Here is a 15259-nt window from a genome sequence, read left to right as displayed (position 1 = left end):
CAGTCTATAAAAGCCACCTTAAAAATGAGGTGGCTTTTGTTTTTTATAAGAACAAACTCCTTCTGTTTGATTAAAATATCAATTGCATAAAACAATTAAAATTTAGCTAACACAAAAACTGCACTAAAACAGCTATTGTTAAATTAGCTATTGAAATCCACCTTTAAAATGCTTATATTTAGAAGCCTACAAAGTAGACCATCTAATAACGTTTCAATATTAAACAGCTATTATGAATAAATCTGCATTAAAATTTGGCTTTATTTCGGGAGGAATTCAAGCTGCTCTTATGGTAGCATTTGCCCCTGTAATATTGACGAACGAATCGTCTTTAAATTCGTCGCAAGTAGTAGGCTACACAAGCTTGGCAATAGCCCTAAGTCTTATCTTTTTTGGAATACGCGAGCGTAAAATTATCACCTTAAAAGGAGAGATAACCTTTAAAGAAGCTTTTAAAACTGGGGCTTCCATAGCATTAATAAGTGCCTTACTTTATACCATAGCTTGGATGATAATGTCTGACTTAAACCCCGAACTAAATGAAAGTATAGCTAATATGTACAAACACAGTTTAAAGGACAAAAATCTATCTCCTAGCGAATTATCTATAGCGTTGGAAGATATTGACAGGAGAATGGAGAACTACCAAAATCCATTTGTAAAATTCGGCATGACCATGTTAGAAATATTCCCCATAGGGCTTTTCATTAGTTTATTAGCCTCATGGATTCTAAGGACTAAAAAAGATTAATAAAGATAAATCTCATCAATAAATAGCCAGCCGTTCTGTCCTGCTCCGCCATGCCATTTTGGTAGTTTACTAATGGGCTTACCTATTACTTTAATGTATTTATAACTTTTATCTAGTTTAAAGTTAAGTCCATCATAACTCACGGGCTCTTTTTCCATCATAGTTTCAGGACTCTTTTTGGCTATCAGCTTTAAATTACTACGACTATCTCCAGCCCAAACCTGAATTTCTTGCGGTGGCATGATATAGCTTGGAGAAGCTTTCAAGTAACTTACTGTAAGTCCTTTTACTTTATCCTTCGAGTTGGTTTTTAATAAAATTTCGGCATCACTTCCTTTATATCCTAACCATGCAAAATCTTTAAAGTTGGCTTTATCACCCTGTGCTTGGTCTATCACTGTGCTACTTCCTACCCCAGGATACTGGCTATTTGTTTCAGTTAGCAGCCATGCACTATCTGCTTTATAATTGCTTCTAAAAAAAGAGAATTCTCTTACATCAGAAACGTACCAACCTTCTTTTGTTGCCAACGTTTTCACCTTGGCAAAGCCTTCTAACTCAATCTCACCTTTGTAAATATTACCATTGACAGAATCTAGTTTAGAACCGTCAGTAACGTATCTGATTTCAACATTTGGCAGCCCGTGTTTTAATTGCACTTTTTCGCCTGCTTTCAGAATCACAGACTTACTTAATAAAGTAGGTGGGTTGATTTTGAGCATATCTTCACTAGTAGGCACAAAACCCCTAGAAACAGCTACTTCCTTATTTGATTTTTCAAAGGCGTCTATTTCTGATTCGTCCAAGCCTGTATTCCAGACAAAAAGTTGCTTCAAGACTGGAAACCTTGCCAGCTTCTCTAAACTCCCTTTCTCTAATTTACATCCGCTTAAACTTAAGCTTTCTAGCTTTTCAAGCTTGGCTAAAGCATCAATATTTTTCCCAGTAACGTCAGAACTGTTTAGCACTAATTTCTCTAAGTTTTCAAAACCAGCAATCAACTTTAAATCATCATCAGAAACTGGCATTTTAGCCAAATTTAACTCTACTAATTGCTCCGAGACCTTAGCAAGCTTTGACAAAGCCTCTGGGTCATATCTTTCTATCACATAAAAATTGGCCTTTAAGGCAGGAGAATTTAAAGCCAAAGCCTCCACCGTACAGAAAGGTGTATTGACATCGGCTAATGTACTTTCAGAAACAGCCGGAAATTCATACGTTTTTTCTTCTTTGACACTGCCATATTGTTTCATCACCAATTGACGCAAAGAATCTCCCTCTGTTAAATCTGCCAAACTTAAATCCGTTTTAGCACCTTGATTTATCCAACGTTCTAAAATTTCAATTTCCATAGCAGTAAGCTGTGGTTTGCCCTTAGGGGGCATATGCTTTTTATCATCTAAAGGCAGCTTGGCACTTTTAATAATGTGGCTATTTAAAGCATCGCCTGCTAACCAAAGTGGTCCATCTTCGCCACCTTTCATGATTTTTGAAAGCGAAGCCATATTAAGCTCCCCTTTCATTTTTTTGTCGTTGTGACAAGACAGACATTTAGCCTCTAAAATAGGATTTATAGCTTCCGCGAAAATAGGCCCGTTTGGGTCAAAAGGCTTTTTAGTTTCTTTTTGAAGCGGAGCAAAAACATAATTTTCACCATGTGTAATTTCTCCACCCAAATGCCCTGTAATCAAAATAACAAGGGCAGCTACGGCTGTCAATGGTTTACTATATTGCCACGTTTGCTCTAAAGAAAAATAAGCTCCCCAGAGTATCAAACTAGTTAAAACACCAAGCCATTTATGCCACTTTAGTTGCTCTGCAGCATAACCAGCCTCTTGCCCTAAAAAGAAGCCAAAAAGTGCTGTTAAGGCTGCAGTAAATGCAGAAACAAGAAAAAGGAAGCGAAGGAGCTCGTCAAGTTTAGTTTCTTTGAAAAACTTAGCTCCCAAATGTAAGAAAGCTGCCACAAAAAACACACCTATAGGAAAATGTAAGAACAAGGGGTGCATTCTACCAAGCGGGGCAAAAAGGAGCGGCAAATCAACTTTGGACTCAAATATTAATAAAAAAACGAGCATCACATTGACCAAAATCAATATGGACGAACCTACTTTCTGAACTTTATTCATTTACCAAACACTCGTTTGTTTTAAGCAATAATATCATTAATAACCTTACCAGCCACATCTGTCAATCGATATCTCCTACCCAGATGCTTGTAGGTTAATTGTTCGTGGTCTAGACCCATTTGATTCATAACAGTAGCATGAAAATCATTAACATGTACCGGGTCTTTTATAATGTTATAACCCAAATCGTCGGTTTCTCCATAAACCATTCCTGGCTTAATACCTCCACCTGCCATCCAGATACTGTAGGCTCTTGGGTGATGGTCTCTACCATAATTATCTTCTGTAAAACCACCTTGACAGTAGTTTGTTCTTCCGAACTCGCCACCCCAAATCACCAAAGTCTCGTCTAACATACCCCGCTGTTTCAGGTCTGTCACCAGTGCTGCAGAAGCTCTATCAACCTCTTCGGCCTGTAAAGCCATTTCGTTAGGTAAGTTTCCGTGCTGGTCCCATCCTTGATGATAAAGCTGCACAAAACGCACACCTGACTCCGATAGTTTTCTGGCCAAAAGTGCATTTGCCGCATAAGTTCCAGGCACTAAACACTCAGGACCATACATTTTGATGGTGGCATCAGATTCTTTAGAAAGGTCTGTAAGTTCTGGCACCGCAGTTTGCATACGGTAAGCCATTTCATATTGCTGCACTTTAGCCTGCACCTCTGGGTCTCCGTTTTGGTCAAAACCCATGTGATTTAGTTCTGCCAGTTTATCTAACATCTTTCTTCTAGATGCCTTACTCATGGCATCAGGGTCGTTCAGGTATAAAATAGGGTCTTCGCCACTGCTAAAAAGAACACCTTGGTGCGTAGAATCTAAGAAACCGTTTGTCCACAGTTTTGAATAAACCCCTTGCCCGTTTCCTCTTCCTCTAGAGAGAAGTACCGTAAAAGCAGGTAAGTTTTGATTTTCACTTCCCAAACCATAACTCATCCAAGCACCCATACTTGGTCGGTTTCCTATCTGAGAACCCGTCTGCATAAAAGTGAGTGCTGGGTCATGATTTATAGCCTCCGTATTCATGGAACGAACAATACAAAGGTCATCCGCTATTTTGGCAATGTTAGGAAACAAATCACTTATCCAAGCTCCTGACTTTCCATATTGTTTAAAATCATAATAAGAGCCTACCAAAGGAAACTTTGTTTGACCTGAAGTCATTCCAGTCAGTCGCTGCCCATTTCTAATAGATTCTGGCAAATCTTGCCCTGCCATTTTATTAAGCTTTGGCTTATAATCAAAACTCTCTAGTTGGCTAGGTGCACCGTTTTGAAATAGATAAATAACTCGCTTTGCTTTGGGTGCAAAATGAGGAATTCCTACCGGCAAACCTTCGGTCAATCCTTTACCACCTTTAAATAAATCAGGCATTAGTAAAGAACCGAGGGCTATTCCACCTATTCCAGCAGCTGCTTTCCCAAGAAAGTGCCTTCTATTAACATTAAACCTATTTTCTAAGAAATCTTTATCCATAATCTTATACTTTAGTAATGGCCTCTTCCATGTTATATATCAATTGAATACAGGTCATCAAAGCCGCTTTTTCGGCCGTATTTTCGTCAATATTGTTTTTAAACTCCCCTACTTTCAGCGTCTCTTTAGCACGCTCAGGATTCTCTTTGAAAAAGGTCAATTCCTCTTCAAAATACTCTTCTAAAAGCTCGAGCTCATCTTTCATCCCTTTTCTACAAAGCACCATTCTGAAAGCCGTTCCTAATTTGTCTTTGGCACCTTCATCCACCAGTTTTTCTGACAAAACCCTTGCGGCCTCTAAAACCGTTGGATTATTCAGCATGGCCAGAGCCTGCAATGGCGTGTTAGTCGTTATTCTTTGCACTTCACACTGGTCTCTATTGCTAGAGTCAAAAATTAGCATAGACGGTGGAGGCACTGTTCTTTTTATAAAGACGTACATTCCTCTTCTATATAAATCATCACCATGGTCTTGCACATATTTGGCCAAAACACCTCTTCCAGAAGTAGCTCCTTCCCAAATACCATCTGGCTGATAAGCTTTGACGCTAGGCCCTCCTATTTCATCATTTAATAAACCTGAACTTGATAAAACTATATCTTTTACCAATTCGGCAGAAACACGTTCTCGGCTACTTCTAGCTAAATAAATATTCGTAGGGTCAGTTTGAAGATGCTTTTTCTCCACTTTAGATGATTGCTGATAGGTAGCCGTCATCACTATTTGTTTTACCAAACGCTTTATATTCCAGCCGTTTTCCTTAAAATCTACAGCTAACCAATCCAACAATTCTGGATGAGATGGTAAATCGCCTTGCATTCCAAAATCACCAGTAGTTCTCACTATGCCCATACCAAAAATTTGTTGCCAAATTCTGTTGACATATACCCTAGCGGTCAAAGGATTTCCATCATCAATAAGCCATTCTGACAAACCCAGTCTATTTTTTGCAAACTTGGTGGTATCAAATTCCATGATACTTTTAGGTAGACCAAAAGGAACTTCATCTCCATGAGCATCATAATTCCCTCTTTCTAAAAGGTAAGTAGGGCGTAGCTTAGGCTGGTCTTCCATAACCATCACTTCTAGCTTAACCGTGTCTTTTTTGTTAATAAACTTAAAGATGTCATCCACCTCTTCGTTTGTTATTTGCATTTTGGGTGGGTCAGCCAAAGAGCCCAAACTAATATCTCCTACCAAGCCTTTCTCAGGCACCTGATTAAAGAAGGCAAAAGAACTGTAATACTCCTTTTGTGAAATTGGGTCATACTTATGATCATGGCAGTGGGCACACTCAAAAGTTAAAGCCAAAAAGCTTTTCCCGAAGGTATTCACCCTATCTGTTACATATTCTATTCTATATTCTTCGTCTATGACGCCACCTTCTTGGGTAATCTTATGATTCCTGTTAAAGCCTGTGGCCAAAATAGATTCTTTAGAAGGCTTGTCGATTAAATCTCCCGCTAGCTGCCACTGCAAAAACTTATCGTAAGAGTAATTTTCATTATAAGCATGAATCACCCAGTCTCTCCAAGGCCACATAGTTCTCAATCCGTCATCTTGATAACCATGAGAATCTGCATAGCGGGCTACATCTAGCCAAGGCAAAGCCATTCTTTCTCCGTAGTGCTTATTTGTCAATAATTCATCCACCACTTTTTCAAAAGCGTCTTCCGAATCATCTGCCAAGAAGCTCTCCTGTGCTTCAATACTTGGTGGCAAACCTATTAAATCTAAATAAACACGTTTCAGCAATTGTTCCTTTGACGCCTGCTCACTAGGAGAAAGACCATTTTCTTTCATTTTAGCGTAAACAAAATAGTCGAGCTCATTTTTCACCCAGTCCTTATCAGCCTTTGGCAATTCTGGTTTTTCAGGAACAATAAACGCCCAGTGTGGTTTGTATTCAGCTCCTTGTTCTATCCATTTTTTAATGAGGTCAATTTCAAATTTGGTCAATTTCAAATTAGACTCCACCGGCGGCATCATCTCAGTGCTGTCTGTGGTGATTATACGTTGATAAACAGCAGACAATTCTGGTTTACCTGCCACTATAGCATGAGCATCAGGGGAGTCTTTCAAAGCAGCAAAAGCACCTTCAGGCGTATCTAAACGTAAGTCAGCCTCACGAGTATTTGCATCTGGACCATGGCATTTAAAGCATCTGTCAGAAAGAATAGGTCTAATATGGAAATTGAAATCGACTTGGTCAGGAATAGTTGTTTTAGCCGCTTCAGAAGAATTACAAGATTCAAAAACGGCTATACTAAGGCATAGGCCAAAGGCCAATAAGACAAATTTTATTTTAACATTCATAGTAATAGGTTAAAGAAGTGATTTAACACTCTAAGCAAATATAGGTTTTTGAAGGACAAAAAGAAATTATCAAATGAGCGACCTAAAAACACATAATAGACGAACAGTCCAAAAGAAGAGCCGTAAAGGCAAAAATGAGAATTCTACAAATTAAACATGAATAAATAATATCACTAAATGTCAAGTGAGGTCAAGGAGGTCTTTTAAGGGTCAAAAACTGTTCATTTCAAAGGCTCACAAGCCTAATGCTAGTCAAAATATGTTTTGACTAGTGTCCTTAGAAACTTTTCTTGCAACACTGTTGCATTTAAAGAACCCCTATTTATATATTTGCAACATTGTTGCATCTAGTTATATGCCCATAAAAAAACACCAACCGAAACCACTTTTACTTTTGCTGCTTTACAGCATCAGCATGGCTTGCTTATGGTTTCATGGGCATGAGTCTGGTCATACTTCTGATAATTCAAACTATATCCAAGAAGAATCTTGTAAAGACTGTAATCATCGAGCCCATTTCAAAGTTAAGATTCTTAGTTGCAATTGGTGCCAACTACATCAGAAGCTAACACAAACTTGGAATAAAACATCTTTCTATTTCAAACCCTATCTTCTCAATTTCATATTTGAAAAAGAACTGGAAGACCTCGTATCTCACCTAGTCTTTTTTAAGCCAGCAAGAGGCCCTCCTGTCCTTTAAATCGGTCAACTATTTCCAATTATACTTAAAAACATCACTAATGAAGACTGGGCAAATGCCCTAGTCTCAATAGAGAATGATGTATTACCCAAACATGTCCAATAAAATGAAAAATATATATTCAAAATACTCTATAATATTACTATTCACCTCTTTAGCTATCCTCTCATGTACAGACACTGAAAATGAGATAGCACCAGATAACTCAACTGAAGAACACAAATACCTACGACTTTTAGTTTCTGATGAAATAGAGAACTCCTTATACTTGGTGGCACCTCTTAGTGGAGAGGTCACAAGCTTTGATGCTAAATTTCCAAAATCAGCTCTTTACAGTACTGATGCCGGAAGGTTTGCAGGTATAGTGCATAGAGAGAATAACCTAACAGAATTTTTTGACAGTGGATTTGAATTTCATGGCGACCATGTAGATGTAAGAGGAACACCGAAATTTGGAGCTCTACTAGGTGAATCATTACAACCAACTCACTTTAAAAGTAAAAATGATGAAATATTAACTTTCAATGATGGAGACGGCACACTTTCTTATGCTAAAGAATCGGAGATTCACAACATAGGCGTAAAAATGGAAACTATCAATGCTGGCTTACTCAAACATCATGGAGCTATGGCTATTTTTTCTAACGGAACCTTTGCTGTAACAGAAAAAGATAACAGCATTGCTGGTGTATTACCAGAAAGGGTCAAGATAATTGACAAGCAAGGAAACACACTATATAACTCTCAAATAGCTACGCAAGGCATACATGGTAATGCCACAGACGGAAATTATGCTGTTTTCGGCTCAGCCAGTGGAATACTTGTGGTTGAAAGCAATGGCCAACAAAAGCTCATTCCTCATCCTTCCGATTTTGAAACCGCTTGGTTCGGAAGCATTTTAGAAACGTCTATTGCGGGAAAATTTGTAGGATATACTGCTGCAAAGGGTGCTTACTTAATTGATGTAAACACAGACTCAGTGAGCCCGATTTTTGAAAGCACCGACATTATGCAATGTAAAGTAAGCTACAATAGCTCTAAGCTGGGGATATTGCTGCATTCAGGAGACTTCAAACTTTTCGATTTAGGTACTTCTGCCCTGTTAACAGAAGGAACAATAGTAAATTCGACCGAGAGCCCTTCTACACAAAAACCTCAAATAGAACTGACTGAAAGATTTGTATATGTAACTCAACCTTTATCCGGTGAAATAGTAAAAGTTATGCTTTCAAACATTTCTAATAAGGTCAACATAAAAGTAGGAAACACGCCATATAGAATAGCCCTACTAGGTCACGAGAGTAGCGAAGACCATTAAACAATAAACAAAACAGTAGTGCATCATACTTATGGTGCACTACTCCTTTAAGTTTGACAGTCTAAAAAAGGATACTGCAAAACGAAAAAAAGCCCAACCTTGCGGCTGAGCTTTTTGTGATCCCAGAACGATTCGAACGTTCGACCGTCTGCTTAGAAGGCAACACTTATGTGGAATTTATATAATTCAACATGACACTAATACACTATATATAAATAGTTTAACTTATATTTGAAAACATATAGATACATATAAAACCTCAATTTGTTTGAAAATTGTTTGAAACTTAAACCAACACATCAATCATGAGTCTTACTACAAAAGTATTTCTAGACGGAAGGTATACTAAATCTGATGGCAAACAAGTCATTAAAATAAGAGCAATAATTGATAGAAAACTAATTGAATTCACAAGCGGAATTGCCATTTCTCCCGCTTGTTGGAATCCTAATAAAATGGAAATCAAACCATCTTGTAAAGACTTTAAAAATGTCACTCGCCTTAATCATTCCTTAAAACGCCAAAGGCTAGATATTGAAGACAGGCTGCTTGAACTAATTAGTAACCAATCCATAACCACTATGTCTCTCAAAGATATAAAAGCATTCGTCTTAAGAGAACAAGTAAAATTTGGTCTTCTAGAATACAACCAAAAACATATTGACCAACTAAAAGAAGCAAAAAAATTCGGTAATGCTAGAGTCTATACTACATTGTATCGTAGCCTTAAAACATTTCTCAAACAAAAAGACATCGCCATTGCTACTCTTTCCTATTCTTGGCTTACCAAGTACCAATCTTGGTATCTTGGCAAAGGAAACTCTGTAAATGGCCTAAGTGTTCACCTAAGAACACTTAGGGCACTGATTAACAAAGCAATTGCAGAAGGCTTAATTTCAAGGGAACAATACCCTTTTGAAAACTTCACAATCAAATCAGAAAAAACTAAGAAACGAGCTATTTCAGAAGAAGATATCCTAAAAGTAAAGGAATATCAGCCCACCACCAAGCAAAAGGAAAGAGCCAAAGACTATTTCCTAATGAGTTTCTATCTTATGGGAGCTTCGTTCGTTGATTTAGCTTACATGAAAATGCATCAAATTCAAGATGGCCGCATAGAGTACCGGAGAAAAAAGACACATCAGCTATATAATATTAAAATAACTCAACCGCTTCAAACTATATTAGATAAGTATACTTTAGGAAAAGAGAAGGACGACTTCGTACTGAACGTTATTAAGTCAAAAAACGAGAGTAAACAATATCAACAGGTTCGTGAAGAGCTTGACCGGTACAACAAAAAGATAAAGGAAGTTGGCAAAAGTTGTGGCATTACTAAAACAATGTCAAGCTATGTGGCTAGACATACTTTTGCTTCTGTAGCTAAATTCAAAGGTATATCTACATCAATAATTTCGCAAGCACTGGGACATGAGAACTCTAAAACGACAGAGATTTACCTAGCCCAATTTGATAATGAAACTATGGATAACTTTAATGAACAAATCCTTGGATAAGTTATAAATAATAAGTACTATATTTATAGTAATTATTTAAGAAATATGCTATAATTATTCTTATAATGGTATTTATCAATTCAAAAGACATCATGGGACGCCTCCCTGCCCTGCTCCGTGAAAGGAGGGTCGGCTCAGGTTTGACGCAAGCTAATCTTGCCGCAAAAGCCAATGTAAGTTTAGGGGTGTTGCGTAAGTTTGAACAAACTGGTCAGATTTCTCTGGAATCATTTATCAAATTGGCCTTTGTTCTAGATTTGGCTGAAGCCATTCTTAAAGCCATCGAGGGCAGTGTTGAAATACCTAAAACCATTGAAGAGGTTATTAAGAAAAATGCCTTAACCAATGACAAGACTAACACAAAAAAACGGGTACGCAAATGAAACTCAATCATAAGCCAGTCAAACTATTGCATGTCCGTTTGGACTTTGGTAACCGCCCTGCCCTGCCAGTTGGCCGCTTGGCTTTAGACGAGGACAAGATATATTTTGAGTATGATGCTGATTTTCTTTCTTCAGATCTGCAAATCTCCCCTTACAAACTGCCTTTAAAATCAGGGATGGTTTCGTTTGAGCGGCATTTGTTTGACGGCCTTCCTGGGGTTTTCAATGATAGTTTGCCGGATGGATGGGGACGATTGTTGCTTGACCGACTCTTGCGGTCAAAAGGAATTTTACCCGAACAGTTCTCTGCTTTGGATAGGCTAGCCCATGTAGGGCATACCGGCATGGGAGCCTTAATCTATGAACCAGATTATGCACCCTCCTCCTCCAATGAGGCCATTAATCTCGATACGTTAAGCCAGCAGACGGAACAAGTGTTGAAAGGCCAGCCCTCGGAGGTATTGGAAGAGTTAATTAACCTCAATGGTTCTTCTGCCGGTGCAAGGCCAAAAGCCATGATTGGGTATGCTAAAGACACAAATTCAATTATTCATGGAAACGAACACATTCCCTATGGGTTTGAACATTGGATTGTTAAATTTAGCAACGCAAGTGATGGCTTGGATGCTGGAGCCATAGAATATGTTTATAACCAAATGGCCATTAAGGCGGGTTTGGAGCTTCCTGAGTGTCATTTGTTTTCTGGGACGCGTAACGCAGGCTATTTTGCCTCTAAACGTTTCGACAGACTTGCAGGTGGAAAAAGAATGCATGTGCTAACGGCTTGTGGGCTTCTGCATTCTGATTTTAGGGCCCCTACTCTGGATTATGAGGATTTGATTAAAGCTACTTTATGGCTCACTAAAGATCTACGAGAAGCACGGAAAATTTTCCGTTATGCGGTATTTAATGTTTTAGCACATAACCGAGACGATCACTCAAAAAACTTTTCCTTTATTATGGATGCTAAAGGCCATTGGAAAGTAGCTCCAGCCTATGACCTAACATTTTCTTCCGGACCGAGAGGTCATCAAAGCATGATGATTGCAGGTGAAGGTGAAAATCCAAGTTTGAAAGATTTAATAAAACTGGCCGGTCATGCCGATTTATCTGAATTCGAAACGAAAGAAATTATAGAACAGGTTCAAGAAGCTTTGTCTGAATGGAAAGTTCTTGCTAAAAACTATGGCGTTTTAACTGGAAACATGAATTTAATCTCTGGAAAAATTAATTAGGTTTTAACAACTTTAAAGTTGTAAATAACACCGTGTATACCTCAACTTCCCCTCTTTCCTTAATGCACCAATCTCAACTAACACCTGAAGATCGCGTGTGCCGATGCTCTTGATGTTTGGGATATCCTTATAGGTAGCTCTCCGCACTCAAACCTCCTTTCTGATGTTCCCAAATACATTTCATGAGGTATAACTCCAATTTCTATGCATCAATAATAGTATAAAAATGAGCTATAAAAAGAAGTTCTATAACTCATTGCAAACTTTCTTTTTTTAATATTCTTCAAGAGCATCTTTAATATACTATTTGGTAGCTGCATCCGAAAGAATAACCCCTGAATGGTCTTCCAAAAGAAATCTTTACTTGACGTAAGTCTATGTTATATGATACCACTACTGCTTAGGGAGCAAAAATGTCATTTATTCTATCGCCAGAAAATAAAATCATCCTTTATAAAGTTGCTGGCTGGTCGGGCAGTGTCTATAATTATGTGGAAATCGAGTTAAAGGCTTTGTCTGATTTGGACAAAGTTAGACTGCGTTGGGAACTTAACCGTTGGCAGGTCAAAAAGGCATTTAGCCAAAACCCCTTTAGATGTATAGATGATGATCTTGCTATTCTTATAATTCAGTCTACGAAGGAAACAATCCCTAAGAATGAACATATTAAATATTCTGTTAGGTTATTTAATTTTGAGAAAAATATAATAAGAATTAATAAAATTTTATCTCCTTATATCCCTAAGTCCGACAATAATCATTCTTTTAATAAATGCTAATTCCATTCTTCCGGAGGTAACCAAGAGTAGTGCCGGCAAACTCCACGATGAATCTTGGCATTTTCAATAAGCCCCTGCATTAAGCCATCTTGACGTCTAAAAATATCCTCAATTATTACTTCGGGTTGGTTTAAAGAAAATTGTTCCAGACGTTCATCAAATTGGTCAAAATACATGGGTAATTTTTCAAGGATATACGCTAAATCCAATTTGTTTCTTTCTTTCATTCTTGTGATAACAGCATCCTTAACATACATCGCTCTTAGTAGAGGATGAGGATGTTCAGACATAGCATTATATTTCAACTCCCCTCGTCCTTGAATATATACAAACATCGCATAAAGAAACATTAGAGATAGCATCAGGATATCTTCCTGTAACTTCCCCTGAGAGATTACCTCTTTAAATATTTCTTGATGACGCTTATTGCTTTTTACGGATTTGCTTAGCTGCTCTATATATTGGGGTAAAAGAGCCGAGGCCACAATGTCTGCGTCGTACTCCATGGCCTGCTTTAGTTCAACAGTTATATCCTTGGAAGTCGTAATTGAGAAAAAATCTAAACATTCCGAATTAAAGAGGGTCTTAAAAAATGCGGTATGGCCACAAATAATATGGCCTATCTCATGACAAAGAATAAATGTCGCACACATATCAGCCATTAAATCTGAAAACAAAAGCCGGTTGGCGTTATCGGGAGCCTCACCCTGTAATTGGAAGTTTACCTCAAATGGATCAGCCAGAAAATTGGGAATATTCTCACGCTTGGCATATTTATCAGAACCAACAATCGTTGGTAGAAACCCTTCATTAGCTAATAATTGATCACATAGTGAGCGAACCATATAGATGGTTGGAGAGGAAACCCTAATTTTATCATACTTCCAAATGCTCGTTGTATAAGCCCTAAGTTTATCTCCTTTTATGTATTTATAATCCAAGATACGTTTTTTACCTCTTGGATAATGAGCAGAGAAGGAACTATAAACCTCATTGGCCCTAATTGCCTGATAGGTGTAAATTCTCCTTAAACTTTCTTCTTGTATGTTTTCTGGATTAAAATCACTGGACTTCCAAAGCATAGCATTCTAGAATTTTCGGGTGGAATATCTAAAATTTTAGGCGTACAAACTAGCCATTTCGATTTCTTTGGTAGGAATATAAAAGAGCCTAAAGAACCCATGGATAAAAAAAATGCTATTAACATCCTGGTTTAATGGTTCATTTAAAATGAACAAATCTCTTGTCGTAAAAATGACAGGCGGTTTATTAGGTAGTAATGGAGACACTATCTCCTTCATTAAATTTGACGAGCTATCCCACAAAGAAAGCTCACAAATTAATAAAGAACTCAAAACCCTTGGGCTACCATTCGCAAGGATAAACTCCAACGTGGTAGGTGATTATGCCTACGAAGTGCAACTTATTTTGCTTAAAACAAATTTTACCATTTATCGTGGTAAACCATTTTGTCCAATACCGCAGGCCATGTTTAACCTATTGGACAAACTGGAGGAAATTGAAGGCAAGCAGAGAGACACTGAATTTTCTCTTAAACCGAAGTGAAAGGATAATACCATCCTTTATCACGGTATTTTCTATTATACTTCAAACGCTGACTTTCAAGGCGATCAACGACCTTAAAAACACTTTTCCAACTAGAAAGATCTTTAAAATTGGATGAGTCTGATAAACCCATGTCCCCCCAAGCACTATTTGCCACTAGAATTCCTTCAAAAATCGTGTTTCGTAACCGTTCTCCATCGGAGAAAGTATTTTTCTTATGCTCGAGCATAGAACTTATTAATTCTTCACTTATGGCCGCAATTCTAACAAATGGGTGAGGGTGAACTTTTGAACTCATTATTGATTTTTGGCTTGCTTGTGAAAACAAATGAAAGACTCCATAAATCGCCAGAGTTACTAACCCCATTATTTCGTAAGGTGATTCTCTAGGATCTATCTGAAATGAGTTGTAGAAGGCATCCGAATTTTGCTCTCTCAGCAAATCTGATACAACCATAATAGAGGCAATTTTATCGGCTTCATATTCCCATACTCTTCTTATTCGTCTATGCCTCCATTCAAAGAGGCTCCCTCCTCCCAGTTCAAGAAAAAAAGATGACCCATTGCTATCAATCAAAGCGTTAACATGGCCAATTTCGATGTGACTTAATTCATGATAAACACAAAAAGACATAGCTATTTGTGTAAGCCGACTGGCCGCTTCGGCCCTGACATCTTGCTTGGGTCTTGAAGCACCGATTATGCCCGGAATAGCCTCTTCAATTGCCAAGTCTTTTGGTAAGGAAAGGGGTATTCCATTCAAGCTAAAGTCCCTGTAAAAATGCTCCTTTTTAACATCGCCAAGATGATCTAAAAGCATTGGCGACCTCATTAGGTTATTAAAGTAATAGTGGAGAATGCAAGGTAGAGCAATGTGTATACCAATTACGAACTTATCTTCCGCTTCCTTTTTAACCCTTGCATTAATTCTTCTGTCATCCAAATATTCTGTTCTCACAAATGGCTTCGGCTTGTTAAAGCTTTTTTCCTTCCCCTCAGAATCGTACCAGAAATTGATGAGTTCCTCGTAAAATGCTCCATATTCCTTGGGCAATAATGTGGTATCAAATCTATGCCAATCTTTCATTC

The 15259-nt window shown here is 37.9% G+C and carries 13 protein-coding genes; 8 read left to right on the top strand and 5 right to left on the bottom strand.

Going from position 1 to position 15259, the window contains the following annotated elements:
• Positions 1 to 232 precede the first annotated feature (232 nt).
• A complete protein-coding gene (locus AC0L6O_RS05250) occupies positions 233 to 751 on the top strand; it encodes a DUF4199 domain-containing protein (RefSeq protein WP_473306847.1) in 519 nt (172 codons plus the stop codon).
• Here the strand turns inward: AC0L6O_RS05250 and AC0L6O_RS05245 are convergent.
• From AC0L6O_RS05245 to AC0L6O_RS05235, 3 genes are read right to left on the bottom strand one after another with little or no spacing between them, the layout of a single operon-like run.
• Complete coding sequence (locus AC0L6O_RS05245) at positions 748 to 2880, bottom strand: c-type cytochrome domain-containing protein (RefSeq protein WP_473306846.1); 2133 nt, start codon at positions 2878 to 2880, stop codon at positions 748 to 750. The two genes, AC0L6O_RS05250 and AC0L6O_RS05245, sit on opposite strands and share 4 nt — an antisense overlap.
• 20 nt (positions 2881 to 2900) lie before the next feature.
• Entirely contained in the window at positions 2901 to 4355 is a 1455-nt protein-coding gene (locus tag AC0L6O_RS05240) for a DUF1501 domain-containing protein (protein ID WP_473306845.1), read from the bottom strand.
• A 4-nt stretch (positions 4356 to 4359) separates the two neighbouring features.
• Complete coding sequence (locus AC0L6O_RS05235; RefSeq protein WP_473306844.1) at positions 4360 to 6672, bottom strand: PSD1 and planctomycete cytochrome C domain-containing protein; 2313 nt, start codon at positions 6670 to 6672, stop codon at positions 4360 to 4362.
• A gap of 355 nt (positions 6673 to 7027) precedes the next feature.
• Here AC0L6O_RS05235 and AC0L6O_RS05230 point away from each other — a divergent pair, with 355 nt between their 5' ends.
• The 6 genes from AC0L6O_RS05230 to AC0L6O_RS05205 all read left to right on the top strand — a co-directional run bounded on the left by AC0L6O_RS05230 (position 7028) and on the right by AC0L6O_RS05205 (position 12604).
• On the top strand, positions 7028 to 7372 hold the full coding sequence (locus tag AC0L6O_RS05230) for a hypothetical protein (protein WP_473306843.1): 345 nt from the start codon (positions 7028 to 7030) through the stop codon (positions 7370 to 7372).
• Between the two features lie 106 nt (positions 7373 to 7478).
• Complete coding sequence (locus tag AC0L6O_RS05225; RefSeq protein ID WP_473306841.1) at positions 7479 to 8690, top strand: hypothetical protein; 1212 nt, start codon at positions 7479 to 7481, stop codon at positions 8688 to 8690.
• Positions 8691 to 8995: 305 nt separating this feature from the next.
• On the top strand, positions 8996 to 10207 hold the full coding sequence (locus AC0L6O_RS05220) for a phage integrase SAM-like domain-containing protein (protein WP_473306840.1): 1212 nt from the start codon (positions 8996 to 8998) through the stop codon (positions 10205 to 10207).
• 65 nt (positions 10208 to 10272) lie between these two features.
• A complete protein-coding gene (locus AC0L6O_RS05215; RefSeq protein ID WP_473306839.1) occupies positions 10273 to 10590 on the top strand; it encodes a helix-turn-helix domain-containing protein in 318 nt (105 codons plus the stop codon).
• Positions 10587 to 11825 (top strand): type II toxin-antitoxin system HipA family toxin, encoded by a 1239-nt coding sequence (locus tag AC0L6O_RS05210; RefSeq protein WP_473306837.1) that lies wholly within the window; start codon positions 10587 to 10589, stop codon positions 11823 to 11825. The genes AC0L6O_RS05215 and AC0L6O_RS05210 overlap by 4 nt, the downstream gene beginning before the upstream one ends.
• A gap of 413 nt (positions 11826 to 12238) precedes the next feature.
• Positions 12239 to 12604 carry a hypothetical protein gene (locus AC0L6O_RS05205; RefSeq protein ID WP_473306836.1) on the top strand — a complete coding sequence of 122 codons (366 nt, stop codon included), beginning with the start codon at positions 12239 to 12241 and terminating at the stop codon, positions 12602 to 12604.
• Here AC0L6O_RS05205 and AC0L6O_RS05200 read toward each other — a convergent pair.
• On the bottom strand, positions 12601 to 13686 hold the full coding sequence (locus AC0L6O_RS05200; RefSeq protein ID WP_473306835.1) for a hypothetical protein: 1086 nt from the start codon (positions 13684 to 13686) through the stop codon (positions 12601 to 12603). The genes AC0L6O_RS05205 and AC0L6O_RS05200 overlap by 4 nt on opposite strands.
• A 148-nt stretch (positions 13687 to 13834) precedes the next feature.
• On the opposite strand from AC0L6O_RS05200, the gene AC0L6O_RS05195 reads away from it, so the two are divergent.
• The gene (locus tag AC0L6O_RS05195) at positions 13835 to 14170 is read left to right on the top strand and encodes a hypothetical protein (protein ID WP_473306834.1); all 336 of its coding nucleotides are present in this window, start codon (positions 13835 to 13837) and stop codon (positions 14168 to 14170) included.
• Here the strand turns inward: AC0L6O_RS05195 and AC0L6O_RS05190 are convergent.
• On the bottom strand, positions 14157 to 15257 hold the full coding sequence (locus tag AC0L6O_RS05190) for a hypothetical protein (RefSeq protein WP_473306833.1): 1101 nt from the start codon (positions 15255 to 15257) through the stop codon (positions 14157 to 14159). The two genes, AC0L6O_RS05195 and AC0L6O_RS05190, sit on opposite strands and share 14 nt — an antisense overlap.
• Between the last annotated feature and the right edge of the window lie 2 nt (positions 15258 to 15259).

The organism is Arcticibacterium sp. GJ41-1 (assembly GCF_055808875.1).
The sequence above is the reverse complement of the archived record's forward strand: the minus strand, read 5'-3'. Positions and strand labels throughout refer to the sequence as shown.